At 68.1% G+C, this 26,284-nt stretch carries 22 protein-coding genes; 17 read left to right on the forward strand and 5 right to left on the reverse strand.

The genetic code is table 11. The features are described 5' to 3' along the window. Positions 1-16: 16 nt before the first annotated feature. The 6 genes from ribBA to R5H19_RS02955 all read left to right on the forward strand — a co-directional run bounded on the left by ribBA (position 17) and on the right by R5H19_RS02955 (position 4,704). Positions 17-1,108 (forward strand): bifunctional 3,4-dihydroxy-2-butanone-4-phosphate synthase/GTP cyclohydrolase II, encoded by a 1,092-nt coding sequence (gene ribBA, locus R5H19_RS02930; RefSeq protein WP_318157472.1) that lies wholly within the window; start codon positions 17-19, stop codon positions 1,106-1,108. Positions 1,109-1,186: 78 nt separating this feature from the next. After that, a complete protein-coding gene (ldcA, locus tag R5H19_RS02935; RefSeq protein WP_318157473.1) occupies positions 1,187-2,116 on the forward strand; it encodes a muramoyltetrapeptide carboxypeptidase in 930 nt (309 codons plus the stop codon). 187 nt (positions 2,117-2,303) lie between these two features. Continuing rightward, positions 2,304-2,765 carry a 6,7-dimethyl-8-ribityllumazine synthase gene (ribE, locus tag R5H19_RS02940; protein WP_318157474.1) on the forward strand — a complete coding sequence of 154 codons (462 nt, stop codon included), beginning with the start codon at positions 2,304-2,306 and terminating at the stop codon, positions 2,763-2,765. Beyond that, positions 2,765-3,217, forward strand: coding sequence for a transcription antitermination factor NusB (gene nusB / locus R5H19_RS02945; protein ID WP_318157475.1), 453 nt, complete (start codon positions 2,765-2,767; stop codon positions 3,215-3,217). Before ribE ends, nusB begins: the two co-directional genes overlap by 1 nt. A 15-nt stretch (positions 3,218-3,232) precedes the next feature. Beyond that, on the forward strand, positions 3,233-4,201 hold the full coding sequence (gene thiL, locus R5H19_RS02950) for a thiamine-phosphate kinase (protein WP_318157476.1): 969 nt from the start codon (positions 3,233-3,235) through the stop codon (positions 4,199-4,201). Beyond that, positions 4,198-4,704 (forward strand): phosphatidylglycerophosphatase A, encoded by a 507-nt coding sequence (locus R5H19_RS02955; protein WP_318157477.1) that lies wholly within the window; start codon positions 4,198-4,200, stop codon positions 4,702-4,704. The genes thiL and R5H19_RS02955 overlap by 4 nt, the downstream gene beginning before the upstream one ends. Positions 4,705-4,712: 8 nt before the next feature. Here the strand turns inward: R5H19_RS02955 and R5H19_RS02960 are convergent, their stop codons facing one another. After that, complete coding sequence (locus tag R5H19_RS02960; RefSeq protein ID WP_318157478.1) at positions 4,713-5,696, reverse strand: NAD-dependent epimerase/dehydratase family protein; 984 nt, start codon at positions 5,694-5,696, stop codon at positions 4,713-4,715. Between the two features lie 137 nt (positions 5,697-5,833). After that, the gene (locus tag R5H19_RS02965; RefSeq protein ID WP_318157479.1) at positions 5,834-6,841 is read right to left on the reverse strand and encodes an NAD(P)-dependent alcohol dehydrogenase; all 1,008 of its coding nucleotides are present in this window, start codon (positions 6,839-6,841) and stop codon (positions 5,834-5,836) included. Positions 6,842-6,943: 102 nt separating this feature from the next. Here R5H19_RS02965 and R5H19_RS02970 point away from each other — a divergent pair, with 102 nt between their 5' ends. The 3 genes from R5H19_RS02970 (at position 6,944) to R5H19_RS02980 (ending at position 8,848) form a co-directional block, all read left to right on the forward strand. Then, on the forward strand, positions 6,944-7,918 hold the full coding sequence (locus R5H19_RS02970) for an aldo/keto reductase (RefSeq protein WP_318157480.1): 975 nt from the start codon (positions 6,944-6,946) through the stop codon (positions 7,916-7,918). Positions 7,919-7,989: 71 nt separating this feature from the next. Then, positions 7,990-8,190 (forward strand): hemin uptake protein HemP, encoded by a 201-nt coding sequence (locus R5H19_RS02975; protein WP_318157481.1) that lies wholly within the window; start codon positions 7,990-7,992, stop codon positions 8,188-8,190. A gap of 88 nt (positions 8,191-8,278) precedes the next feature. Further along, positions 8,279-8,848, forward strand: coding sequence for a hypothetical protein (locus R5H19_RS02980; protein WP_318157482.1), 570 nt, complete (start codon positions 8,279-8,281; stop codon positions 8,846-8,848). Between the two features lie 10 nt (positions 8,849-8,858). Here R5H19_RS02980 and R5H19_RS02985 read toward each other — a convergent pair whose 3' ends face one another. The 3 genes from R5H19_RS02985 to R5H19_RS02995 are packed head-to-tail and all read right to left on the reverse strand — an operon-like array spanning position 8,859 to position 13,401. Then, positions 8,859-10,958, reverse strand: coding sequence for an FAD-dependent oxidoreductase (locus tag R5H19_RS02985; protein WP_318157483.1), 2,100 nt, complete (start codon positions 10,956-10,958; stop codon positions 8,859-8,861). Then, complete coding sequence (locus tag R5H19_RS02990) at positions 10,955-12,334, reverse strand: amino acid permease (protein WP_318157484.1); 1,380 nt, start codon at positions 12,332-12,334, stop codon at positions 10,955-10,957. Before R5H19_RS02990 ends, R5H19_RS02985 begins: the two co-directional genes overlap by 4 nt. Beyond that, a complete protein-coding gene (locus R5H19_RS02995; RefSeq protein ID WP_318157485.1) occupies positions 12,331-13,401 on the reverse strand; it encodes an aromatic ring-hydroxylating dioxygenase subunit alpha in 1,071 nt (356 codons plus the stop codon). Before R5H19_RS02995 ends, R5H19_RS02990 begins: the two co-directional genes overlap by 4 nt. A 337-nt stretch (positions 13,402-13,738) precedes the next feature. Here R5H19_RS02995 and R5H19_RS03000 point away from each other — a divergent pair, with 337 nt between their 5' ends. From R5H19_RS03000 to R5H19_RS03035, 8 genes are all read left to right on the forward strand, one after another. Further along, on the forward strand, positions 13,739-15,757 hold the full coding sequence (locus R5H19_RS03000) for a sulfotransferase (RefSeq protein ID WP_318157486.1): 2,019 nt from the start codon (positions 13,739-13,741) through the stop codon (positions 15,755-15,757). Positions 15,758-15,804: 47 nt separating this feature from the next. Then, complete coding sequence (locus tag R5H19_RS03005) at positions 15,805-18,354, forward strand: TonB-dependent receptor (RefSeq protein WP_318157487.1); 2,550 nt, start codon at positions 15,805-15,807, stop codon at positions 18,352-18,354. Positions 18,355-18,619: 265 nt separating this feature from the next. Beyond that, on the forward strand, positions 18,620-19,891 hold the full coding sequence (locus R5H19_RS03010) for an efflux RND transporter periplasmic adaptor subunit (protein ID WP_318157488.1): 1,272 nt from the start codon (positions 18,620-18,622) through the stop codon (positions 19,889-19,891). Positions 19,892-20,035: 144 nt separating this feature from the next. Next, the gene (locus R5H19_RS03015) at positions 20,036-20,758 is read left to right on the forward strand and encodes an ABC transporter ATP-binding protein (protein ID WP_318157489.1); all 723 of its coding nucleotides are present in this window, start codon (positions 20,036-20,038) and stop codon (positions 20,756-20,758) included. Positions 20,759-20,916: 158 nt separating this feature from the next. After that, positions 20,917-22,227: an ABC transporter permease gene (locus tag R5H19_RS03020; protein WP_318157490.1), complete on the forward strand. Its 1,311-nt coding sequence runs from the start codon at positions 20,917-20,919 to the stop codon at positions 22,225-22,227. 10 nt (positions 22,228-22,237) lie between these two features. Then, a complete protein-coding gene (locus tag R5H19_RS03025) occupies positions 22,238-23,479 on the forward strand; it encodes an FtsX-like permease family protein (protein ID WP_318157491.1) in 1,242 nt (413 codons plus the stop codon). A 158-nt stretch (positions 23,480-23,637) separates the two neighbouring features. Then, the gene (locus R5H19_RS03030) at positions 23,638-24,960 is read left to right on the forward strand and encodes an ABC transporter permease (protein WP_318157492.1); all 1,323 of its coding nucleotides are present in this window, start codon (positions 23,638-23,640) and stop codon (positions 24,958-24,960) included. Positions 24,961-24,971: 11 nt separating this feature from the next. Further along, positions 24,972-26,225 carry an ABC transporter permease gene (locus tag R5H19_RS03035; protein WP_318157493.1) on the forward strand — a complete coding sequence of 418 codons (1,254 nt, stop codon included), beginning with the start codon at positions 24,972-24,974 and terminating at the stop codon, positions 26,223-26,225. Positions 26,226-26,284: the final 59 nt, after the last annotated feature.

Here is a 26,284-nt window from a genome sequence, read left to right on the forward strand (position 1 = left end):
CACCCAAGGAACCTCCATGGCCTTCAACACCATTCCCGAAATCCTCGACGACATCCGCGCCGGCCGCATGGTCGTCATCCTCGACGACGAGGACCGCGAGAACGAAGGCGACCTGATCATGGCCGCGCAGATGGTGCGGCCGGAAGACGTCAACTTCATGGTGCGCGAGGCGCGCGGCCTGCTGTGCCTCACGCTCACCGAGCAGCGCACGCGCCAGCTCGGCCTGCGCCCGATGGTCAGCGACAACACTTCGGCCTACCACACCAACTTCACCGTCTCGATCGAGGCGGCCGAAGGCGTCACCACCGGCATCTCGGCACACGACCGCGCACGCACGATCCAGGTGGCGGTGAAGTCCGACGCGAAACCGCAGGACCTGTCGCAGCCGGGCCACATCTTCCCGCTCACCGCGCAACCTGGCGGCGTGCTGACCCGCGCCGGGCACACCGAGGCCGGCTGCGACCTGGCCGCACTGGCCGGGCTGGAGCCGTCGGCGGTGCTGATCGAGATCCTGCACGAGGACGGCTCGATGGCGCGCCGGCCGGAACTGGAGATCTTCGCGCAGAAGCACGGTCTGAAGATCGGCACCATCGCCGACCTGATCCGCTACCGTCTGGAAACCGAGAAGACCGTGCAGCGCGCGCACGAGGAAGACGTGGACACCGAGTTCGGCCCGTTCCGACTGGTCGCCTACCGCGACGCGATCCGCCGCGGCCTGCATTACGCGCTGGTGCGCGGCAAGGTCAACGACGGTGCGCCGGTGCTCACCCGCGTGCACGTGCGCAACACGCTGTCCGACGTGCTGCACCTGAAGCGCGACGACCTCGGCCTCACCGTCACCGCGGCGCTGCGCCGGATCGCCGACGAGGATCGCGGCGTGCTGCTGGTGCTGTCCGGCGAGGACACTCCCGAGGCGCTGCTGGCCCGGCTCAACCGCCAACCCGGCAAGCAGGCGCCGGAAGAGGCGCAGCAGCAGGAGTGGCGCCAGCTCGGTCTCGGCGCGCAGATCCTGGCCGATCTGGGCGTGCACCGCCTGCGCGTGCTGGGCACGCCGCGCAAGATGGTCGGCCTGGGCGGCTTCGGACTGGAAGTGGTGGAGTACGTGTAATCTCGCGCAGGACATGAACGCGCCATGCCGCCGCCATGTCCTGCAAACCATACTTGAGCTTTCCCGATCACGACGCGCATGTCCGATACCGCCATCCGCCTGATTGCCCCTTCGGGCTACCCGCACGACCGCGCCGCGATGGCGCGCGGCGTGGCACGACTGCGCGAGGCCGGGTGCACGTTGAGCGGCCTGGAGGTGCTCGAGCGCAGCGAGCAGCGCTACGCCGGCAGCGACGCGGAGCGGGCCGCCGACCTCAACGCGCTGGCCATGGCGGACGAGCTGCCGGACATCGTGCTGGCGATCCGCGGCGGCTACGGCGCCACGCGCCTGCTGGCGCAACTGCATTACGACGCCTTGCGCGAACGGCTGGACGGCAGCAGCACCGTTCTGGTCGGCCACAGCGACTTCACCGCCCTGCAACTGGCGCTGCACGCGCAGAGCGGTCTGTGCACATTCAGCGGCCCGATGCTGGGTGCCGACTTCGGCGCCGAAGCGCTCAGCGAATTCACCTGGCGGCATTTCTGGGACACCGTGCGTTCCCCCTCGACGCAAGTCGAGTGGACTACCGCGCCCGAGCTCGAACTCGATGTCAAAGGGCCGCTGTGGGGCGGCAACCTGGCGGTGCTGTGCAGTCTGATCGGTACCCCGTATTTTCCGGCGATCGACGGCGGCATCCTGTTCGTCGAGGATGTCGGCGAGCCGCCGTTCCGGATCGAGCGGCTGCTGTACCAGCTGCATCTTTCCGGCGTGCTGGGGCGCCAGCGTGCGCTGCTGCTGGGCGATTTCAGCCAGTGCCGGCCCAGCGCCTACGACAACGGTTACGACCTGGCCGACAGCTTCGCGCAGATCCGCCGCGCCAGTGGCGTGCCGGTGCTCGGCGGCCTGCCGATCGGCCACGAGCCGGACAAGTGCACCCTGCCGTTCGGCGCGCCGGCGCGGCTGCAGGTCGCCGGTGGCAAGGCGCAACTGTCTTTCAGTGGCTATCCGCATTTGCCGCCAGTCGTCTGAGTGCTGCTCCTCCCCCTGCGCGCAGGGGGAGGTTGGGAGGGGGTAATGCTCTTGCCGAAGATCAAGAGCGACCCCACCCCAACCCTCCCCTACCAGCAGGGGAGGGGGCTCGGGCGGGCAGGAATCTGGTCAAACCCGTAAAATGGCCGCTTCGCATGGGCCGCGCGTCCACCCAAGGAAACCCGCAATGAAGACCATCGAAGGCGATTTCGCCACCCCGAAAGGCCGTTTCGCCATCGTTGCCGGCCGCTTCAACGGCTTCGTCGTCGAGCCGCTGGTGGCCGGTGCGCGCGACGCGCTGATGCGCCACGGCGTGAAGGACGACGCGATCGAGCTGGTGCGCGTGCCGGGCGCGTGGGAGATCGCGCTGGCCGCGCACAAGCTGGCCGGCTCCGGCAAGTACGCCGCGGTGATCGCGCTGGGCGCGGTGATCCGCGGCGCCACCCCGCACTTCGATTTCGTCGCCGGCGAATGCGCCAAGGGTCTGGCCAAGGCGGCGCTGGACTCCGGCGTGCCGGTGGCGTTCGGCGTGCTGACCACCGACAGCATCGAGCAGGCGATCGAGCGTGCCGGCACCAAGGCCGGCAACAAGGGCGCCGACGCCGCCATGGCCGCGCTCGAGATGGTCAACCTGTACGGGAAGCTGTGATGCACCCGCGTCCCGAAGGGATCGACCTGGCCGCACGCTCTCGCGCGCGCCGCCGTGCGCTGCAGGCGCTGTACGCGTGGCAGCTCTCCGGCAGTCACATGAACGCGGTGATCGAGCAGTTCCGCCACGAGCAGGACATGGAGGTCGCTGACCTCGACTACTTCGAAGACCTGCTGCACGGCGTGGAAAAGAACCTCGATGCGCTGGACGCCGCGCTGCGCCCGCACCTCGACCGCGAGGTGGCGCAGGTCGACCCGATCGAACGTGCCGCGCTGCGGCTGGCGGCGTATGAGCTGAAGTTCCGCCCGGACGTGCCGTACCGCGTGGTGATCAACGAGGCGATCGAAGTGACCAAGCGCTTCGGCGCCGACCACGGCCACAGCTACGTCAACGGCGTGCTGGACAAGCTGGCCGGCGAGCTGCGCGCGGTCGAGAAGCAGCACGGCCGCTGACGGCGGTCGCAGCCGATGGAATTCCGCCTGATCGAACGCATTCGCGAACTTACCGCCCAGGCGCGCGACGACGTGCGCCTGGGCATCGGCGACGACGCCGCGGTGCTGGCGCCGCCGCCAGGGCAAGAGCTGGCGGTGGCGATCGACACCCTGGTCGAAGGTGTGCATTTCCCGCGCGGCACCGCGCCGGCCGACCTCGGCTGGAAGGCGCTGGCGGTGAATCTCTCCGACCTCGCGGCGATGGGCGCCAGCCCAGCCTGGGCACTGCTGGCGCTGACCATGCCCGGCGCGGACGCAGCTTTCGTCGATGGTTTCGCCGAAGGTTTCGCCCGGCTGGCACAGCAGCACCGGCTGGCGCTGGTCGGCGGCGACACCACGCGCGGGCCGTTGACGATCAGCGTGGCCGTGCACGGCTTCGTGCCGCCGGGCCAGGCGCTCACCCGCGCCGGCGCACGGGTCGGCGATGTGGTGCTGGTGACCGGCACGCTGGGCGATGCGGCCGCCGGCCTGCATGCCTTGCAGCATCCGCCGCGCGACGACGACGGCCGCACCGGTCTGCGCGGCTTCCTGATCGAGCGGCTCAACCGGCCGACGCCGCGACTGGCGGTCGGTACGGCGCTGCGCGCGCAGGCCACGGCCTGCGTCGACGTCTCCGACGGCCTGCTCGCCGATCTCGGCCACATCTGCACCGCCAGCGGTGTCGGCGCGGAGATCGAGGCGGCCTGGCTGCCACGCTCGTCGGCGCTGCTGGAACTGCACGACGACACCACCGCGCTGCACTTCGCGCTGAGCGGCGGCGACGACTACGAATTGTGCTTCACCGTGCCGGCCGCGCGCGTGGCCGAGCTGCAGGCCGGCCTGGCCCGGCTCGGCGGCGGCGCCACCAAGATCGGCCGCATCGTGGAAGGCGACGGCGTGCGCGTGCGTGTCGCCGACGGCGCATCGCTGGCGACGGACCGGCCCGGCTGGGAGCACTTCGCGTGAGCGCAAAGAAGAGCTTGAGCGCAGAGCAGCGACGCGCGTTGCTGGCCACGCCGGCCGGCTGGCTGGCCTGCGGCTTCGGCTCGGGCTTGGCGCCGGTAGCGCAGGGCACGTTCGGTTCGCTGGCCGCGCTGCTGCCATGGCTGCTGCTGCGCGAGTTGTCGTTGCCGATCTACCTGGCGCTGTTGCTGCTCGGTTTTGGCGCGGGCGTGTGGGCGTGCAACGTGGCCAGTCGAGCACTCGGCGTGGCCGACCACCGCAGCCTCGTGTGGGACGAATTCATCGGCCAGTGGATCGCCCTGCTGCCGCTGCTGGTGCTGCCCGCGCCGTGGTGGACGATCGCCGCCGGTTTCGCGCTGTTCCGCCTGTTCGACGTGTGGAAGCCGTGGCCGATCCGCTGGCTGGACCGGCGCGTGAAGGGCGGCATGGGCGTGATGGTCGACGACGTGGTAGCCGGCGCGTTCGCCGCGATCGTGCTGGCGCTGGGGCTGTACTTGCAGCGCTGACGGTCGCGTCAGTGTCCAGGGCGGGGCGGCCTGGCTGCGGCTGGGTCCAGGCAACCCAGTCCGCGCAGCGTCGCCTCGACCGCCTGGTCCAGGTCCGTATGGGGTTCCGTTCCGAGCAGCGCCACCAGCTTGCGGTTGTCCAATTGCAGCGGCAGTTGCCACAGATAACGCATCTCGCGCAGCTCGCGGAACAGTGCGACAAACGGTGCGGCCAGCGTGACCAGCCACCACGGGAAAGCCCGCAACGGCAGCTCCGGATGGCCGGTCGCACGCCGGATCGCGTCGGCCATGGCATGGCCGTCGACCCAGTGGCCGCCGAAATGGAAGCACTCGAACGCGGCCAGTTCGTTCTCCCGTTCCAGCAGGCGCGCCACGGTCTCGCCGACATCGGGCAGGTAGGCCCAGGCATGGCGCAGCTCGCGTTCGCCCGGATAATTCACCGCACGCACCGGCCGTCCCGGTTTCACCATTGCCGCGAACCAGTTGCTGCTGGCGCGGGGGCCGAAGAAATCGCCGCAGCGCAGAATCAGCGTGCGCACGGCCTCGGCTGCCGCCTGCTGCAGGCGGCGTTCCATCGCCACCCGGATCGCGCCCTTGCGGGTCAGCGGCTGCTGCGGCGAATCCTCGTGCAGCAGCGGCAGTGCGTCCGGCCCGAAGTTGTAGACGTTGCCGGGCAGCACGATGCGCGCACCGGCGGCGCGTGCGGCAGCGAGGGTGTGCTCGAGCATCGGCAGGGACAGCTTGTGCCAGTTGCGGTAGCCCGGCGGGTTGACCGCGTGGACGATCACCTCGACGCCATGCGCCGCCTGCGCCACGTCGGCAGCGTGCATGGCGTCGCCGGCGTGCCATTCGATCTCCACCGGCAGCCCCGGCCGGGACGCGTCGCGGACCAGGGCGCGCACCTGCCAGCCGCGGCGTAGCAGCGCCGCCGCGATCTCGCCGCCGGCACCGCCGGTGGCGCCCAGTACCAGGGCCTTGCGTGCCGTGTTCATCGCGTGCTCCTTGAAAGTGACCCGGCATGAGTGCCCCGGGCACGAAGGATAATCCGCGATGGTTGCGCTTTTCCTGCAGGAACGCGTGGCCACCGACGATCGGCGGGCGCCGCTCGTCGCGGGAAGGGGGCGACCGGCTACGCCTTCAGCACGATGCGGTAGCGTGCCTTGCCGTCGGCGAGGTGTTGCAGTGCCTCGTTGACCTGCGCCAGCGGGAACATCTCCACCTGCGGGCGGATGTCGTGGCGGGCGGCGAAGTCCAGCATGCGGGCAATGTCGACCGGCGATCCGGTGGGCGAGCCGGAGACGTCGCGCTGCCTGCCGATCAGGCTGAACGCCGGCACCGGGATCGGCTCCAGCACCGCGCCGACCACGTGCATGCGGCCTTTCGGCGCGAGCGTGCCGAGCAGCGCGTTCCAGTCCATCGCCACGTTGACGGTGACCAACAGCAGGTCGAGCGAGCCGGCGACCGCCTTGATCGCGGCGCCGTCGCGGCTGGCGACCACATGATGGGAGCCGAAGCTGCGCGCCTCGTCGGCCTTGGCCGCGGTGGAGGTGAACGCGGTGACCTCGCAGCCCCATGCCGCGGCGAATTTCACCGCCATGTGGCCGAGCCCGCCGATGCCGACCACGCCGACGCGTGCGGTGGGCTTGATGTCGTAGGCGAGAAACGGCTTCAGCACGGTGATGCCGCCGCACAGCAGCGGGCCGGCGCTGGCCAGGTCGATGCCCTCGGGCAGCGGAATCGCCCAGGCCCAGTGCGCGCGCACCCTGTCGGCGAAGCCGCCGTGATGGCCGCCGATGGTCGCCACCGATTGCGCGCACAGGTTGTGATCGCCGGACAGGCACTGACGGCAGTGCATGCAGCTTTCCGCGGTCCAGCCGATGCCCACGCGCTGGCCGATCGACAAACCCTTCGCCTGCGCGCCCAGCGCGACGACCCGGCCGACCACTTCGTGCCCGGGAATGAACGGGTAGCGCGCATTGCTCCATTCGTTGTTGATCATCGACAGGTCGGAATGGCAGATGCCGCAGTAGTCGACCGCCACCTCGACTTCGTCGGCGCCCAGTTCGCCCACGTCGAACGTGGTCAGCTTCAGCGGTTGACCGGCCGTGCTGGCGGCCCAGCCCGTGATCGAGGACATGGCGAACTCCTGTAGTGGGTGGGGAAGACCCAAGATTACGCCGTTGTGTCGCGTGCGTGGATTGGCCATGCTGGCGATCTTTCCCGTCACAGGAGCATCCCCATGCTTTACCGCCGCCTCGGCACCTCCGGCCTGCAACTTTCCGCGCTGTCGTTCGGCGCCTGGGTCACCTTCGGCCGCCAGGTCGGGCGCGGCGAGGCGCGCGACCTGCTGGCGCTGGCGCACGACCGCGGGGTCAACTTCTTCGACAACGCCGAGACCTACAACAACGGCGTGGCCGAGCAGCTGATGGGCGACGTGCTGGCCGACCTGCGCTTTCCGCGCGACAGTTATTGCGTGTCCAGCAAGGTGTTCTTCGGCGCCGTCGACAAGCCGCTGCCGACCCAGCGCGGACTGTCGCGCAAGCACGTGATGGAAGCCTGCCACCAGGCGCTGCAGCGCCTGCGCGTGGACTACCTCGATCTCTACTTCTGCCATCGCCCCGATCCGGATGCGCCGATCGCCGAAACCGTGGCGGCGATGGATACGCTGGTGCGCCAGGGCAAGGTGCTGTACTGGGGCACCAGCGAATGGCCGGCCGAGGCGATCCACGAGGCGCACCGGGTCGCCCGCGAGAATCATCTTTACGCACCGGTGATGGAGCAGCCGCAGTACAACCTGCTGCACCGCGAACGGGTGGAGGTGGAGTACGCGCCGCTGTACGAGGCCTATGGCATGGGCACCACGATCTGGTCGCCGCTGGCGTCCGGGTTGCTCAGCGGCAAGTACAACGACGGTGTGCCGGCCGATTCGCGGCTGGCCCAGCCCGGCTACGAGTGGCTGCGCGAGAGCGTGCTGGGCCACGGCGACGAACGCCTCGGCAAGGTGCGCGCCTTGCAGCCGATCGCCGCCGAGCTGGGCACCAGCCTGGCGCAGCTGGCGATCGCCTGGTGCCTGCTCAACCCGCACGTTTCCACCGTGATGCTCGGCGCCAGCAAGCGCGAGCAGCTGGCGCAGAACCTGGACGCGCTGGAGCTGTTGCCGCGGCTGGATGCATCCGTGGCGCAACGGATCCGGCGGGTCGTCGAGGCGGGTTGAGCCGGCGGCGGTTGACAGTCAAATGAGAATCATTATCATCAAAGATGTCACCGCTTCCGCTGGATGTCCCGATGCCTGTCCTGTCCCTGCACCAACCGCTGTCGCCCCGTTCGATCCCGCGGCCGGCCCCGCCGCCGCCGATGCCGACCCCGGCCCGGCATGTCTCCAGTCATGCGCTGCTGGCCGGTGAGCGCGAGCTGGTGATCCAGCATCAGGGCAGCGAGTACCACCTGCGTCTGACCCGCAACGGCAAGCTGATCCTGACCAAGTAGCGACGACGCTTCTTCGTGGCGCGGCGGGCGGCGGCCCATGTGCCTTCGTCGGGCCGATGGCCCTCGTGCGTGTCGCTGGAGGCAGGCGATGTTCACTCCATGGTGGCGACAACGGCAGGCGTGCTGTCGGCAGGCTGCCGACAGCGGCCTGTCCCGGCGCTGGCGGCGGATCGCGCCGGCATCGTTTCTGGTGGCGCTGCCGTCGCTCGACAGCGTGCTGTACATGCCGCTGACTGCGTGCGGGCCGGAGCCGCCGGCGCTGCCGCGCGGCCTGCTGGTGGAAACGCCGCCGCTGGCCGTGTTGCTGCGGGTGCGCTGGTTGATGGCGGTCAGCGTGATCGCGCCGGACGGGCCGCGCGAATGGGTCGATGGCCTGGATCGAGCCGGCCGCCCCTGCTTGCGCCTGCATCTGCTGCCGGACACCGACTACCTGGGCTGGGACCGGCTGCTGGCCGGTGGCGCGCCGGCGCCGGCGATGCCGGATACCCCGCACTTGCCGGCACTCGATGCCTATCCGCTACGTTTCCGTCGGCGCCGGCTGGCCGGCCTCGACGTGCTCTGCGGCGAAGCGGTCGGCGCGCTGTCGCCGCTGGGTCGGCAACTGGCTGGGCAGATCGCCCGCGCGCACACCGGGCAACGCGAGCGGCAGCTCCGCTAGCCGTCGATCTTCACGGGGCTTCCCGTGTCGGCGTCTCGCGCAACAGGTCGTCGGCCTGCGCCGTGTGGAAGTGCCGCTGGAACGCGACCTCGCCGGAAACCGGCTCCTCCAGCTCGCGCGCGTAGCGGTGGCCGGCGTAGACGGCGTGGGCGATCAGGCCCGGCGCCTCGGCGTCGCCGATGCAGCGCACGCTGCGGATGCCGGCATCCGTCCATGCTGCCTCGCGCTGCTGCAGTTCCTGGTACAGCGCATCGTCGGGCAGGCGCGCGGTGACGGTGACCACGGCGTCGCAGGCCAGCTCGCGCTGGCGATGGGTCCACACGTCCTCGATGGTGAGCGTGTCGCCGTGGTAGCCGACGATGTCGTGCGACACCACTGCCTCGATGCCGAGCTCGGCCATCCGCTTGCGCACATGCCGGTAGTCCAGCGTGTTCAGCGTCCACGGCGCGAGACTGTCCTCGGGCGTGAGATGGATCACCTCGCAGCCGCGCCGGCGCAGCAGCTCGGCGGCGACGCTGGCGTGGTAGTAGCCGTCGTCGTCGTACACCACCACCTTGCCTTCCGGCAGGCGGCCGTCGATCAGGTCGTCCACGGTGAACACGCGCGGGTTGCCCGCGAAGCCGGGCAGGGCAAAGCCGTGGCTGCGGCCGCAGCCGTCGTGGCGCCAGTGGCAGCCGGTGGCCAGCACCACGTGTTCGGCGCCGAAGTCGAGCACGTCTTGCGCGGTCAGGGCCGAGTCGAGATAGACGGCTATATTCGATAGCTTATTGATCTGGCCGACGCGCCAGTCGCGCACGCGCGCCCATTCAGCCAGGCCGGGCAGGCGCGACTCGCGGGTGACGCGGCCGCCGAGCTCCTTGCGCGCCTCCGCCAGGCTCACTTCGTAACCGCGCTGACCCAGCGCGCGGGCGGCCTCCAGCCCGGCCGGCCCGCCGCCGACCACCAGCACGCGGCTGGCCGAGCGCTTCGGTTGTATGCGTTCCGGGTGCCAGCCCTTGCGCCACTCCTCGCCCATGGTCGGGTTCTGCGTGCAGCGGATCGGCGAGATGGTCATGTCGCCGGAGACGCAGATGTTGCAGCCGATGCATTCGCGGATGTCGTCGATGCGACCTTCCTCGATCTTCTTCGGCAGGAACGGGTCGGCGATCGACGGGCGTGCGCAGCCGATCATGTCCAGCACGCCGCGCTTGAGCTGCGACACCATCGTGTCCGGCGAGGTGAAGCGGCCCACGCCCACCACCGGCTTGCTGGTGGATTTCTTGACGAAGTCGATGAACGGTTCCTGCGCGCCTTCGCGGGCGAAACGCGAGGGCACCGAGTCGTTGTACCAGGCGGCGAGGTTCACGTCCCACAGATCCGGCAGCTCGGCCAGCATGCCGACGATGTCCTGCGCCTCGGCCAGCTCCACGCCGCCGGGGCCGAGCCCTTCCTCGACCGCAAAGCGCAGTGCCACCGCGCAGGTGTCGCCGACCGCCTCCTTCGTGTCCTGCAGCACCTCGCGCAGCAACCGCACGCGGTTCTCCAGCGAGCCGCCGTATTCGTCGCTGCGCTGGTTGCGCCGGCGCTGCAGGAAGTGCATCGCCAGCGACAGGTCGTGCGCGGCGTAGACGTAGATGATGTCCATGCCGGCGCGCTTGCCGCGGACTGCCGCCTCGCGGTGCCAGCGCCGGTACTCGCGGATGTCGTGCTTCGTCATCGCCCGCGCCTGGTGCGGGTAGCCGTACTTGGTCGGCTGCGCCGACGGCGCGATCAGCACCTCGCGCGAATACAGGTTGGAGGCGGTCGGACCGTTGTGCGACAGCTCCAGCGCCGCCAGCGCGCCGTGCGCGTGCACCTGGTCGCACATCAGCGCCAGCGCGGGGATGTCGCGGTCGTCCCACAGCCGCGCCTCGACGTAGGGCGTGAGGTCGCCGCTGGGGTGGATCTCGCATTCCTCGGTGGACACCACCGCCCAGCCACCCTCGGCCTTCATCTCGCGCATGGCCGCGTGCGCCAGCGGCATCGCGTGGCCCATGCCGTTGCAGTGCGGCACCTGGAAGAAGCGGTTCTTCGCCGTGACCGGGCCGATCTTGAGCGGGGTGAACAGGATGTCGTAGCGCGGATCTCTCATTCCCGAATGACCTGGACGGTGGGGGCGCTCCTGCGGCGCAGGCGCATGAACACATACAGCGGCAGGCCCGCCGCGCCCAGCCCCAGCGCGTACAGGAACGGCTCGCGGCCGATGCCGACAAAGGCGAACACCACGAACAGTACGCAGGTGACGGCGACCAGCAGCACCCTGCGCGAGGCGCGCATTGCGTGGTTCCGCCACCACAGCACGATCAGCGCGAGTGCGCAGCACAGGTAGAGCGGCAGGGTGGCGGCGGTCACCACGCGGGTGAGGAAGGTGAACGCCGCCACCAGCGAATCGCTGTAACTCATCCCCACCATCGCCGAGCCGAGTATGCCGATCACCAGCAGCGCCATCGCCGGCGCACCGTGTCGGTTGTCGCGCGCCAGCACCGCCGGCAGCACGCCGTTGCCGGCCATCGTGCGGGTCAGTTCGCCGGCCAGCAGGGTCCAGCCGTTGAGCGCCCCCAGCCCGCTGATCACCACGAACAGCGCCAGCCAGCGCCCGGAACCGGCGGCGGCGAAGCGCTCCATCAGCAGGGCGAACGGTGCGCTTGCCTCGGCCAGTTCCTGCTGCCGGATCAGCAGCAGCGGCACGGTGGAGACGATGATGTAGATGATCACGGTCAGCACGGTGCCGGTCATCGTCGAGCGCGGGATGGTGCGCCCCGGGTCGTCGACCCGCGCCGCCGGCACGCTGGCCGACTCGATGCCGAGCATCGCGAACAGGGCGATGGTCGAGGCCGCCATCACGCCGCCCAGGGTGACCGGCGTCGTCGGCGGGTGCGCGGCGTAGCTCGCCGGCGAGGTCAGCAGCAGCCAACCGCCGAGCAACGCGATCGCCAGCATCGGCAACAGTTTCAGGGCGGTGGTGACGACCTGCACGCCGCCGCCGGTGCGCACGCCGAACAGGTTGATCACCACCACCGCCCACAACAGGCCCAGCGCGAACAGCGCCGGCTGGATCGCGCCCAGCGGCGGGAACACCACCGTCATGTAGCCGACCACGCCGGTCGCCAGCGCGGCGTTGGTGAGCCACAGCGACACCCAGTACGCCCACAGCGCCAGGTACGCCAGCGGCTCGCCCAGGGTCTGGCGGATGTAGCCGTACGGCCCGCCGGCGTCGGGCAGCGCGTGGGCCAGGTGCGAGAACACGCGGGCCAGCACCAGGCAGCCGGCCAGCACGATGACCCAGCCGATCAGCGCATTGAATCCGAACGGTGCCAGCGACGCCGGCAGCACGAAGATGCCCATGCCGATGACGTTGCCCACGACCAGCGCGGTGCAGGTCCAGAAGCCGATCTTGTTGCCGTCGTGCATGTCGGCTTCCGCGGGTTTCGGTTCGGAGAGGGAGCGGCCGGGTCGGGGCACGCTCATGCGGACTCCCCGGCGGGGCCGGCATAGGCTGCGCGCAGCAGGTTCTGGAAATGCCAGACACCACTCTCGCGTTTCGGGTTCAGCCGGCCGGGGAGGTAGAACCCGGATGCGAGTCCCTGCTGCACCGCTTCGCAGATCGCGATGTCCTCGTTCTGCACTTCGTCGCTGAAGGCCTGGTCGGCGGCGATGCGTGCCTGGGCGCCGGCGTCCTGCGCGTAGTAGTAGTCGAACACGATGCGGCAGCGGTCCGGTCCCAGCGGCAGGATGCGGTTGGTCTGCAGCCGTCCGGGCATGATGTTGAGCATCACGTTGGGGTAGATGAAGTAGTAGAACGCCTGGCCGTCGCCGTAGATGTCGGCGCTGTTGCGCAGCGGCGAGGATTGCAGCGAATGCCACGGGAACAACTCGGTGTCGTAAACGCGGTAGTCGAGCACGCGGGACAGACCCGGATGCACGTGCGGCAGGTGGTAGCCCTCGAGGAAGTTGTCGACGTAGACCTTCCAGTTGCAGTCGATGTCGTAGTTGTCGCGGCGCAGGTAACGCATTGCCGACAGGTCGATCGGCGCGATGCGCTCGGCGATGCCGCCGTAGACTTCGGCGAACGCCGGCACGTCGTCGCTCAGTGCGACGAACACCAGGCCCTGCCATTCGTGCACGCGCAGCGGCGGCAGGCGGATGTCCTCGACCTTGAAATCGCAGGCGTCCTGCATCTCCGGCGCACTGCGCAGCTGGCCTTCGAGCGTGTAGGTCCAGCCGTGGTACTTGCAGTGCAGTGCCTTGGCGCCCTTGCCGTCGCACAGCGCCAGCGGCCCCGCACGGTGGCGACACACGTTGGGAAAGGCACGCAGTACGCCGTCCGCGCCGCGGACCAGCAGGATGGGCACCCCGGCGATCTGCCCGACGGCATGGTCGCCCGCTTCGGCCAGTTGCCCCTGATGGGCCACCAACTGCCAGCTGCGCGCGAATACCGCGCGCTGTTCCATCGCCAGCATCGCGTCGCCGGCGTAGTAGCGGGCGGGCAGCGCGTGCGCGCGGTTGAGTTCCTCGACCATGGTATCGGCAGGCATGAGCAGGTTTGGTCCCCCGGTGGATGGGCGCGGCGGGCAGCCGTCTTCCGGGTTTTCCATGCCCCGCATGCCGTCCCGCGCCCGCCGTGATGTTTGTCCGATCCAGCCTAGCGCCTCCGTCGAACCGGGGGCAACCGGTTCCGGCTTGCCCCGGCAGGGGATGCCGGCGCCTGGCGTGTTCGTCGGCGCCTACTATCTCCCGGCCGGGTTCGGTTGTAGATTGCGGCGATACCCGCGAGGAGCCGCTGCCGTCCATGCAATGCGCCGTACCCCGGCTGTGTCGCCGCTCGAGACTCGACCCGCGCGGGCAGGGTGCATCGTCACGGCGGGGTCGGCCGTGACGGGTGCGCCGGCCACAGGTACGCTGGAACAGGCGTTGGCCCACGCGGCACGCCTGCTGGAGCGGGACCCGGCGCTGGCAATCGAGCAGCTTGACGAGATTCTGCAGGTGGCTGCGGATCATCCGGTCGCGCTGCAGTTGCTGGCCGCCGCGCGCTCGCTGCAGGGAGACCTGCAGGGTGCGCTCGACATCCTGCTTCCCCTGGCGCAAGCCCAGCCGAACTGGGCCGCGGTCCATGTCGACCTGGGGCTGGCCCTGGGCCGCTGCGGGCGCGGACAGGAAGCGATCCAGGCGTTGCGCCGTGCGGTGGCGCTGAAGCCGGATCTGCCGCAGGCCTGGCGCGCGCTTGGCGACCATCTGATGGCGGCGGGCGAGCAGGATGCCGCCGACGCGGCGTACGCCAGCCACGTGCGTCATTCCACCAATGATCCGCGCCTGCTGACGGCCGCCGTCGCCCTGGTCGAGAACCGCATTCCCGAGGCCGAGGCCCTGCTGCGCGAGCACCTGAAGCAGGCGCCGACCGACGTGGCGGCGATCCGCATGTTCGCCGAAGTCGCTGCCCGGCTGGGTCGCAACGAAGACGCACTGAACTTGCTCGAGCGCTGTCTGGAGCTGGCTCCCAGCTTCCAGGAAGCGCGCCAGAACTACGCGTTGGTCCTGCATCGCAGCAACCAGCCGGAGCAGGCGCTGGCTCAGCTCGAGCACCTGCTGGCGGCCGACCCGGAGCATCTCGGAAATCGCAATCTGAAGGCGGTGGTGCTGTGCCGGATCGGCGACTACGAGCCGGCCATCCGCATCTATGCCGACCTGCTGGAACACTACCCGCGCCATGCGAAGGTATGGGTGAGCTACGGCCATGCGCTGAAAACCGCCGGCCATACGGAACGCGCCATCGCCGCGTATCGTCGCAGCCTGGAGCTCGAACCGTCCTTCGGCGAGGTCTGGTGGAGCCTGGCCAACCTGAAGACTTTCCGTTTCAGCGCCGACGAACTGGCTGCGATGCGCCGGCAGCTGGCGCGCACGGATCTCGCCGAGGACGATCGCCTGCACCTGGAGTTCGCCGTGGGCAAGGCGCTGGAGGACGCCGGCGAGTACGAGTCGTCCTTCCGGCATTATGCGCAGGGCAATGCGATTCGCCGCACGCAGCTGCACTACAGCGCCGACGACATCAGTGCGCGGGTGCGCTACATCCGCGAGCACTACACGCGCGACTTCTTCGCCGCGCGCGCAGGTGCCGGCAGCGCGGCGCCCGATCCGATCTTCGTGGTCGGCCTGCCGCGGGCCGGTTCCACCCTGATCGAGCAGATCCTGTCCAGCCACAGCCAGGTCGAAGGCACGATGGAGCTGCCCGAGATTATCTCGATCACGCGCCTGCTGCGCATGCAGGGCGACGCTGACGGCGCGATGCCCTACCACGGTGCATTGGCGGCACTCGATGCCGACGCCTTGCGTGCGCTCGGCGAGCGCTACCTTGCGCAGACCCGGATCCAGCGCAAGACATCGGCACCGCTGTTCATCGACAAGATGCCGAACAACTTCATGCACATCGGCCTGATCCACCTGATGCTGCCGAACGCGAAGATCATCGATGCGCGCAGGCATCCGCTGGCTTGCTGCTTCTCGGCCTTCAAGCAGCACTTCGCACGCGGGCAGGGCTTCAGCTACGACCTTGAGGACGTGGGGCGCTACTACCGCGACTACGTCGCACTGATGGCGCATTTCGACGCCGTACTGCCCGGACGCATCCACCGCGTCGTGTACGAGCGCATGGTCGAGGACACCGAGGGCGAAGTCCGTCGCCTGCTGGATTATTGCGGCCTGCCGTTCGAGGCGTCGTGCCTGCAGTTCTTCCAGAACCCGCGGCCGGTGCGCACGGCCAGTTCGGAACAGGTACGCCAGCCGATCTACCGCGAGGGGGTGGATCACTGGCGGCACTACGCGGCATGGCTGGGGCCGCTCGCTTCGGCGCTGGGGCCGCTGCTGGGGAGTTATCCGGAAGTACCGGTAATGGAGTAATGGCTTGAATCCGAGGGATTGTCGTGGACTTTGCGAGGGGAGAGCTTATGCACACGAGTAGATTCAAACAGATCACGGGGGTGCAACGGGCCAGGCTGGTCAGGTTGCCGCTCGCGGCGGCGATCTGTCTGGCCATGGCCACGCCGGCCTTCGCCCAGGATGCGGGGCAGGCCGAGGCGTCGACCGCGACACCGGCGGCAAAGCCGAAGACCACGACGCTGAGCGTGGTGAACGTGACCGCGCAGAAGCGCGTCGAGAACCTGCAGAAGGTGCCGATCAGCATCGGCGTGCTGGAGACCGACCAGCTCGAGGCGCTGCACGTGCAGAACTTCAACGACTACGTGAAGTATCTGCCCAGCGTCACTTTCCAGCAGGGCGGTGGCGGCATCGCCACCGGCCCCGGCTTCGCCACCATCTACATGCGCGGCGTGGCCAGCGGCGGCAACACCAACCACTCCGGTTCGCAACCGAGCGTGGGTGTCTACCTGGACGACCAGCCGGTCACCACGATCCAGGGCCCGCTCGACATCCACATGTACGACATCGCCCGCATCGAGGTGCTGGCCGGGCCGCAGGGCACGTTGTATGGCGCCAGCGCCCAAGCCGGCGCCTTGCGCATCATCACCAACAAGCCCGATGCCAGCGGTTTCGCCGCCAGTTACAGTGCCGGCATCGACTCGGTCGCGCACGGCGGCATCGGCTATACGGCCGAAGGCATGCTCAATATCCCGATCGGCAAGAATGCGGCGGTACGCATCGTCGGCTGGCGCGAGCACGATGCCGGCTACATCGACAACAAGGCCGGCTCGCGCACGTTCCCCACTTCGGGCATCACCATCAGCAATGCACCGAATTGCTCGCCGAGCGGAACCTCGCCGTCCTCGGCGTTCCAGTGCGTTGGACATGCCAGGGACAATTACAACGATGCCAATACCAGCGGTGCACGGGCGGCGCTGAAAGTCGACCTCAACGACAACTGGTCAATCAGCCCGATGCTGATGGGGCAGCAGACGATCTCGCATGGCAACTTTGCCAGCGATCCAGTCGTTGGCGATCTGGCCGTTACCCACTTCTATCCCGAGCGCGTCAATGACCGCTGGTGGCAAGGCGCGCTGACCGTACAAGGCAAGATCGGCAATTTCGACTTGACCTATGCCTATGCGCATCTCAAGCGCAATCAGGAAGAGCAGACCGATTACAGCGATTACGGGTTCTGGTACGACTCCTTGTACGGCTCCGGGGCATCCTTCTATGACAACAACGGCGCACTGATCAATCCCTCGCAGCACATCAGCGACCGGGATCGCTACACCAAGAACAGTCACGAACTGCGTCTTGTCTCGCCTGCCGACGAACGGCTGCGCCTCGTCGCGGGCCTGTTCTGGCAGAAACAGAAGCACGACATCATGCAGGATTACCAGGTCGATGGCCTGGCCGACGCGCTGTCCGTCACGGGCTGGAAAGACACGATCTGGCTGACCCGGCAAATGCGCTACGACCGCGACAAGGCCGTGTTCGGCGAACTGTCCTGGGACTTCATTCCCGACGTGCTCACCGGCACGGTTGGCGAGCGCTATTACCGCACCAGCAATCGACTGTACGGTTACTTCGGCTACGCCGCAGGTTTTTCATCGAGCCAGGGCGAGGCTGCCTGCGTGTCGCCCGAGCCGTTCCTGGATGCGCCATGCTCCGACTTCAACAAGGGCGTGAAGGAAAGCGGCAATCTCACCAAGTACAACCTGACCTGGAACATCAACGACACCAAGATGATCTATGCCACCCGGTCCGAGGGCTTCCGCCCTGGTGGTGTCAATCGGCGCGGCACCTTGTTGCCGTACCAGGCCGATTTCCTGATCAACGAAGAGCTGGGCTGGAAGACTTCGTGGTTGGACAATCGGGTGTCGTTCAACGGCGCGGTGTTCCGTGAGACATGGAACGACTTCCAGTTCCCGATCCTCGGTGCGAACGGCCTCACCGAAATCAAGAACGCGAACTCCGCCCGCATCGACGGTCTCGAGTCGCAACTGAACTGGCAGGCCACGTACAACCTGCAGCTGACGGCGGGGATCGCGGCGTATCGCGCCCGACTGACCGCCAACTACTGCGGGTTCACCGACGCCAACGGTCGTCCGATCACGGATTGCCCGGCCGGCTCGATCAACCCGCAGGACGGCAGTGTCGTGGCCGGGCCGCTCGCTCCGAAGGGTACGCAGCTGCCGATCACGCCCAAGTTCAAGGGCAACCTCATTGCGCGCTACACCTTCAGCCTTGGCGGCAACGACGCCTTCGTCCAGGCGGCGCTTGTCCATGTCGGCAGTCGCACGACCGACTTGCGGTTGAGCGAGCGTGCACTGCTCGGCAACCTTCCTGCCTACAACTCGCTTGATCTGTCTGCCGGCGTGCAAAAGGGCAGCTGGTCGGCCGACGTCTACGTCACCAATGCGTTCGATAAACGCGCGGCACAGTACAAATATACCGAGTGCGGCGTCGATGTCTGTGCAGCGCACGGTGTCGCTGCGCAGTATCCGAACGGGCAGGTCTACACCGGCTTCAGTCAGCCGCGCACGTTCGGCATCCGTTTCAAGCAGGAGTTCTAGGCAGAAGAATCGCTCGCCTGTCCGACATGGAGGCTGCCAAAGGCCCCGGTGCGAACCGGGGCCTTTGGCGTTCCGGGGGAGGCCGCCGCGACTGGCTGCGGCGTGTTCGTCCGGTTGTCCGAGCGGTGTCCGCGGACACTTTGCCGATGGCGCTCGTGCGCGCCAAGTCATTGAAAGGCACTGGGTTATAACGTCGCTGCCGAGTGGCATGCGGATTGCAAAGACTGCCGTGCAACCGCGCTGTACGCGGTCAGGAACGGCATTGATGATCCGCGACACTTCCGCACAAGACCGACTGGTCGAGGTCAAACCCAACCACAAGCGCCGACTGATCCTGCTGGGCGCCGGCGTGCTCGTGCTGGCGCTGCTGGCCTGGCTGGCACCGGGCGTGGGCCGGCTGTTCTCGGCGTCCGAGTCAGTCAGCAGTTCGCGGCTGGCCTTCGGCACCGTCGAGCGTGGCCCGTTCGTGCGCGACATCGCCGCCGAGGGCAAGGTGGTGGCCGCGGTCAGCCCCACCCTGTACGCCACTTCCGGCGGCGCGGTGACGCTGAAGGTGCATGCCGGCGACGCGGTGAAGGTGGGCCAGGTGCTGGCCACCATCGACAGCCCCGAGCTGCGCAACAAGCTGGCGCAGGAGCAGAGCAACGCCGATGCGATGGAAGTGGATTACCGGCGCGCGCAGATCGACGCGCGCAAGCAGCGTTCCGCGCTGCAGGAAACCTACGACAACGCCGTCATCGACCAGACCACCGCCGAGCGCAACCTCGATCGCTACCAGAAGGCGTATGCCAAGGGCGCGGTGTCCAACATGGACGTGGACAAGGCCAAGGACGCGCTGGACAAGGCGAAGATCGCCACCGCGCATGCCAAGGCCAATCTCGGCCTCGACAACGACAGCCTCAATTTCGACATCCAGTCGAAGAAGCTCGCGCACGAGCGCCAGCTGCTGCTGGTCAAGGACTTGCAGCGCCAAGTCGACGACCTTAACGTGAAATCGCCGGTGGACGGCCAGGTCGGCCAGCTGTTCATCGCCGAGCGCGCCACCGTGGCCAAGGACGCGCAGCTGCTCAGCGTGATCGACCTGTCCGCGCTGCAGGTGGAGATGCAGGTGCCGGAAAGCTTCGCGCGCGACCTCGGCATCGGCATGGCCGGCGAGATCAGCGGCAACGGCCACACCTGGAAGGGCCTGGTCAGCGCGATCTCGCCGGAAGTGGTCAACGGCCAGGTCGCCGCGCGGCTGCGCTTCGACGGCGACACGCCGAAGCAGCTGCGGCAGAACCAGCGCCTGTCGGTGCGCGTGCTGCTGGACAAGCGCGACAACGTGCTGACCGTGCAGCGCGGCTCGTTCGTGGACGAATCCGGCGGCAGCTATGCCTACCTGGTGAAGGACGGCATCGCCAAGAAAACCCCGATCCGCGTCGGCGCCTCCAGCATCGACAAGGTGGAGATCCTCGACGGCCTGAAGGAAGGCGACCGCATCGTGATCTCCGGTACCGACAGCTTCAAGGGCGCGGCCACGGTCGCGATCAGCAACTGACGATTTTCTCCCTCCCCTGCGCGCAGGGGAGGGCTGGGGTGGGGTAGCTCTTCGTTACGCAAGATCAAAAGCGTCACCCCCTCCCAGCCTCCCCCTGCACGCAGGGGGAGGAGCAAAAGCCATCACCACCACCGAGGAACAACCATGCTGAAGATGACCCACCTGTCCAAGGTCTACCGCACCGAAGTGGTGGAGACCTACGCGCTGCGCGATTTCAACATCGACGTGAAGGAGGGCGAGTTCGTCGCCGTCACCGGCCCGTCCGGTTCGGGCAAGACCACCTTCCTGACCATCGCCGGCCTGCTGGAGACCTTCTCGGGCGGCGAGTACCACCTGGACGGCATCGAGGTGAGCAACCTCAACGACAACGCGCGCTCGAAGATCCGCAACGAGAAGATCGGCTTCATCTTCCAGGCATTCAACCTGATCCCCGACCTCAACGTGTTCGACAACATCGAGGTGCCGCTGCGCTACCGCGGCATGAAGGCGGCCGAGCGCAAGCAGCGCATCATGGACTCGCTGGAGCGCGTCGGCCTGGCCTCGCGCGCCAAGCACTACCCGGCCGAACTCTCCGGCGGCCAGCAGCAGCGCGTGGCGATCGCCCGCGCGCTGGCCGGCTCGCCGCGCCTGCTGCTGGCGGACGAACCGACCGGCAACCTGGACACCCAGATGGCGCGCGGCGTGATGGAGCTGCTGGAGGACATCCACCGCGAAGGCGCCACCATCGTGATGGTCACGCACGACCCGGAACTGGCTGCGCGCGCCCAGCGCAACGTGCACATCATCGACGGCCAGGTGGTGGACCTCAGCGAGGATCCGCGCTTCCACACCCTGCACGCGGTCAAGGCGGACGAGGCGCACGGCTGACGCCAGGCCGGCCGCCGTTGCTGCCACCAGCGGTGGCAGGAGAGGACGGGAACGGAGCGCCGGTCGCAGGAATGGCGCTTCGCCGGCCTCCCCGGCAGGCAGGCAGGCGAATGAACGAGGCTCCCCGCCAGCGGGGAGACAACCGACGGGACTTGAGGATGTTTGGTCATTACTTCCAGCTTGGTCTGCTCAGCTTGCGCCGCAACCCGGCGCTCACCGCGTTGATGGTGATGGCGATCGGCTTCGGCGTGGCCGCGTCGATGATCACGTATTCCGTGTTCCGGGCCGTGTCGGGCAACCCGATACCGGACAAGTCCGCGCGGCTGTTCACGCCGCAGATCGACGGCTGGGGGCCGCAGCAGAACCTGAAGGGCGAGCCGGCCGAAGCGCTGGGTTACACCGACGCGATGGCACTGATGCGCGCGCGCGCGGCGAAGCGCCAGACCCTGCTGTATCCGGTGCAGCTGTCGGTGATGCCGGGCGGCAATCGCGATCTCCCCTTGAATGCCAATGGCTACGCCGTCACCGCCGATTTCTTCACCATGTTCGAAGTGCCGTTCCGCTACGGCAGCGGCTGGGGCGCGCAGGACGATGACGCGCGAGCCAGCGACGTGGTCATCAGCAGCGAGCTCAACCAGAAGCTGTTCGGCGGCGCCGACAGTGTGGGGCGCGCGCTCAGCCTCGGCGGTCATGATTACCGCGTGGTGGGCGTCGCCAGCCAGTGGAACCCGCGGCCGCGTTTCTACGACCTGTTCAGCACCAGCGGCTTTGCCGACGAGCCGGATATCTACATGGTGTTCAACCGTGCGCTGGATTTGCGGATGCGCACGGGCGGCCGCAACAGTTGCCGCGGGTCGCTCGCCTACACGACCTGGCAAGGCTATCTGCAAAGCAACTGCGTATGGGTCACGCCCTGGGTGGAACTGGACAGCCCCACCGAAGTCGCCGGCTACCGCCGCTTCCTCGCCAACTACGCCGCCGACCAGCAGCGCGCGGGTCGCTTCGGCTGGGCCGCCAACGTGCGCCTGCGCGACGTGACGCAGTGGCTCGATTACGAGCACGTGGTGCCGCCGGAAAGCCGCATCTCGCTGGTGGTGGCGCTGGGCTTCTTCCTGATCTGCCTGGTCAACACTATCGGCCTGCTGCTGGCGAAGTTCATGCGCCGCGCCGGCGAGATCGGCGTGCGCCGTGCGCTGGGCGCGACGCGGGGCGAGATCTACACGCAATACCTGGTCGAGGCCGGCACGGTGGGCCTCGCGGGCGGCGTGCTGGGCCTGCTGCTCACTGCGCTGGGCGTGTCCGGCGTGGGCATCCTGTTCCAGCCGGAGATCGCCAAGCTGGCGCAGCTCGATGTCTCGCTGGTGGGCCTGACGCTCGTCGTCGCGATCATCGCCACCGTGCTGGCGGCGTTCTACCCGGCGTGGCGCGCGGCACACGTGCAGCCGGCCTGGCAGTTGAAGTCGAGCTGAGGAGAACGCCATGCATATCCAGATCAGGCCCATCCTCTCCGCACTGCGCCGGCACAAGGCGGGCACCTTGCTGATCGCGCTGCAGATCGCGTTGACGCTGGCCATCGTGTGCAACGCGCTGTTCATCATCCAGCAGCGACTGGCCAACCTGTCCGCTGCCAGCGGCGTGGACGAGGCCAATGTGTTCGTCATCGCCAACATGTGGGCCGACCTCGGCCAGTCGACCGAGCAGATCGATGCGCAGGTGCGCGCCGACCTGCTCGCGCTGCGGCAGCTGCCCGCCGTGCGCGAGGCCACGCCGGCCAGCGGCTATCCGCTGAGGGGCGGCGGCTGGGACAACTTCGTCACCATGACGCCCGACCAGACCACGCCGACCACCGACGCGGCGGTGTACACCGGCGACGAACATTTCATCGATGCGCTGGGTCTGAAGCTCGTCGCGGGGCGCAATTTCCGTCCCGACGAGGTGATGGTGATGGGCACCCAGCAGGCCATCACCCCGCCGACGGCGATCGTGAGCAGGGCGCTGGCCGACCGGTTGTTCCCCGACGGCAACGCGCTGGGCAAGAGCTTCTACGCGATGGGCGCCACGCCGAGCACGATTGTCGGCATCGTCGATCCGCTGCACCGCCAGGGCGTGGATCAATGGAGCAACACCTATGCCGGGCAGGCGCTGATCTGGCCGATGCGGGCAGATGATTCGCGCGGCATCTACTACGTCGTGCGCGCCAGGCCCGGCCAGCTGGCCGACGCGATGCGCGAGGCGCCCAAGGCCCTGTTTGCGCAAAGCCGCCTGCGCATCATCGATCCGAAAGACGGCGTCCAGGACTACGCCACGATCCGCCACAAGGTGTACGACCGCGACCGCGGCATGGCGATCCTGATGGGCATCATCTGCACCGTGCTGTTGGCCATCACCGCCGCGGGCATCGTGGGACTCACCAGCTTCTGGGTTGGCCAGCGGCGCAAGCAGATCGGCGTGCGCCGCGCATTGGGCGCGCGGCAGCGCGACATCCTCGCCTATTTCCTCACCGAGAATTTGCTGATCAGCACGACGGGCGTGGTGCTGGGCGCCGTGCTGGCGATCGCCTTCAATCTGTGGACGGTGACCCGTTTCGAGATGAGCCACATGTCGATGGCCTACGTGGGCATTGGCGTAGTGGTGCTGCTGTTGCTCGGCCAAGGCGCGGTGCTCGCGCCGGCGCTGCGCGCTTCACGCGTGTCGCCGGTGGAGGCGACACGTTCGGTGTGACGTTTTTCTCCCTCCCCTGCTCGTCCCAAAGGGATTCCCTTTGGTCACAGGGGAGGGCTGGGGAGGGGTGCTTTTGATCTAGACGTCAAAAGCTTTACCCCCTCCCGACCTCCCCCTGCTTTGCAGGGGGAGGGGTCCAACTCCATGGAGCACTCGGAATGTTCAGCTACTACCTCGAATTGGCCTTGCGCAGCCTCAAGCGCAGTCCCGGTCTCACCGCGCTGATGGTGCTGGCGATCGGCTTCGGCGTGGCCGCGTCGATGACCTCCTGGTCGGTGTTTCGCGCGGTGTCGGGCGATCCGATCCCGTGGAAGTCGTCGAAGCTGTTCGTGCCGCAGATCGACGCCTGGGGGCCGAGCGGGCGCAGCAACGACGGCCGCAACGAACCGTCGGACGCGCTGAACTACACCGATGCGATGGCGCTGATGCGCGACCGGCGCGCGAAGCTGCAGTCGGCGATGTACCAGATCTCGCCGTCGGTGGTGCCGGCGCAGGCCGGCAAGCACCCGCTCAACGTCAGCGGCCATGCGGTGTACAGCGAGTTCTTCCCGATGCTCGACGTGCCGTTCCGCTACGGCAGCGGTTGGAGCGCCGACGACGACGCGCAGCGCGCCGCGGTGGCGGTGATCAGCACCAAGCTCAACGAGAAGCTGTTCGGCGGCGGCAACAGCGTGGGCAAGACGGTGAACATCGAGGGCAGCGATTACCGCGTGGTCGGCGTGTTGGGCGACTGGAACCCGCAGCCGCGCTTCTACGACGTGGTCAACACGGGCGGTTTCAGCGAAGGGGTGGAGGACGTGTTCCTGCCATTCGAGCGTGCGATCGCCTCGGGCATTCCCAACGACGGCAACACCAATTGCAACGAGACCCCGAAGGAGTCGGGTTTCGTCGGCCTGCAACATTCCAGTTGCGTCTGGATCGCCTACATGGCCTTGCTGGAAGACGCCGCCGCGGTCACCGCCTATCGCCAGTACCTGGATGGTTACGCAAGCGACCAGCAGAAGGCCGGCCGCTTCAACTGGGCGCCGAACAACCGCCTGCGCGACCTGCCGGCCTTTCTCGACCACGAGGAAGTGGTGCCCAGCGATACCAAGGTGTCGTTGCTGGTGGCGCTCGGCCTGCTGATGGTGTGCCTGGTGAACACGGTGGGCCTGTTGCTGGCGAAGTTCCTGCGCCGCAGCAGCGAGATCGGCGTGCGTCGCGCGCTGGGCGCGCCGCGCAAGGCGATCTACCTGCAGTTCCTCACCGAGGCCGGCATGGTCGGCCTGGCCGGCGGCGTGATGGGCCTGCTGCTGACCGGCGTCGGCGTGGCCAGCGTGGGCCTGGTGCTGCCGAAGAGCATTTCCGACCTGGCGCGGCTCGACCTGTCCCTGCTCGTCATCACCCTGCTGGTGGCCGTGCTGGCCACCGTGCTGGCCGGCATCTACCCCACCTTCCGGGCCTCGCGCGTGCAGCCCGCGTGGCAATTGAAGAGCAATTGAGGATTATGTCCATGACCCTGCATCCCATCCTCGCGGCATTGCGCAAGCACAAGGCAGGCGTGGTGCTGATCGCGCTGCAGATCGCGCTGACCCTGGCGATCGTCTGCAACGCCGTGTTCATCATCGGCCAGCGCATCGAACGGGTGAACCGGCCGACCGGTCTGGTCGAGAACGACCTGTTCCTGGTGACCCAGCAATGGGTGGGCGCACCCAGCGGCGACGAGCCGGGCGGCGTGGACAAGCTCGACACCATGCAGCTGGAAGATCTCGCCGCGTTGCGCAACCTGCCCGACGTGGCCTCGGTGGCGCCGATCAACACGTTGCCGCTGCTCAATTCGTCCTGGAATGGCTCGATGGCGCTGCAGCCCGGGCAGGAGCTGCGGCAGGGCCAGGCGCGCACGACCTATTACTTCGGCGACGAGCAGATGCTGTCCACGCTGGGGCTGCGTCTGGTGGCCGGCCGCGGCTTCAACGCCGGCGACGTGCAGCACCGTGGCTTCCGCGACACGACCAGCCCGGCCATCGTGATCGTGACCAGGGAACTCGCCGACAAACTGTTCCCGCAGGGCGGTGCGGTGGGCAAAACGGTGTACATCGACGGCAGCAGCTCGCCCACCGCCATCGTGGGCGTGGTGGAACGCCTGCAGGTGCCGTCCACCGGCAGTTGGGTCAACAGCTTCACCTGGAACGCCACCCTGGTGCCGACCCGGCTGAACGCCAACTTCTCGCGCTACGTGGTGCGTGCCAAGCCCGGTCGACTGGATGCCGCGATGCGTGCGGTGACGCCGGCGCTGTACAAGGTCAATCCGATGCGCGTGCTCGACGACGACAGCGTGCGTTCGTTCGCCGAGATCCGCGACAAGGCCTATCGAGCCGACCGCGGCATGGCGATCCTGATGGGCGTGGTATGCCTGATCCTGCTCTGCGTCACCGCCGCCGGCATTGTCGGGCTGACCAGCTTCTGGGTCGGCCAGCGTCACCGGCAGATCGGCGTGCGCCGCGCGCTGGGCGCGCGCAAGGTGGACATCCTGCGCTACTTCCAGATCGAGAACCTGCTGATCGCCGGCACCGGCGTGGTGATCGGCGTGCTGCTGGCGGTGGGCCTGAACCTGTGGCTGATGAGCCACTACGAGATGACCCGCATCCCGCTGCCATACGTGCTGGCCGGCGTGCTGGCGATGCTGGCGATCGGCCAGGCGGCAGTGTTCGTGCCGGCGCGGCGCGCGTCCAACGTGCCGCCGGTAGTGGCGACGCGGGCAGTGTGAAACGCACTTTTGCTCCCTCCCCTGCTTGGCAGGGGAGGGTTGGGGCGGGGTGCTCTTGC

This window comes from Rhodanobacter sp. KK11 (assembly GCF_033345435.1).
Lineage (GTDB): Bacteria > Pseudomonadota > Gammaproteobacteria > Xanthomonadales > Rhodanobacteraceae > Rhodanobacter.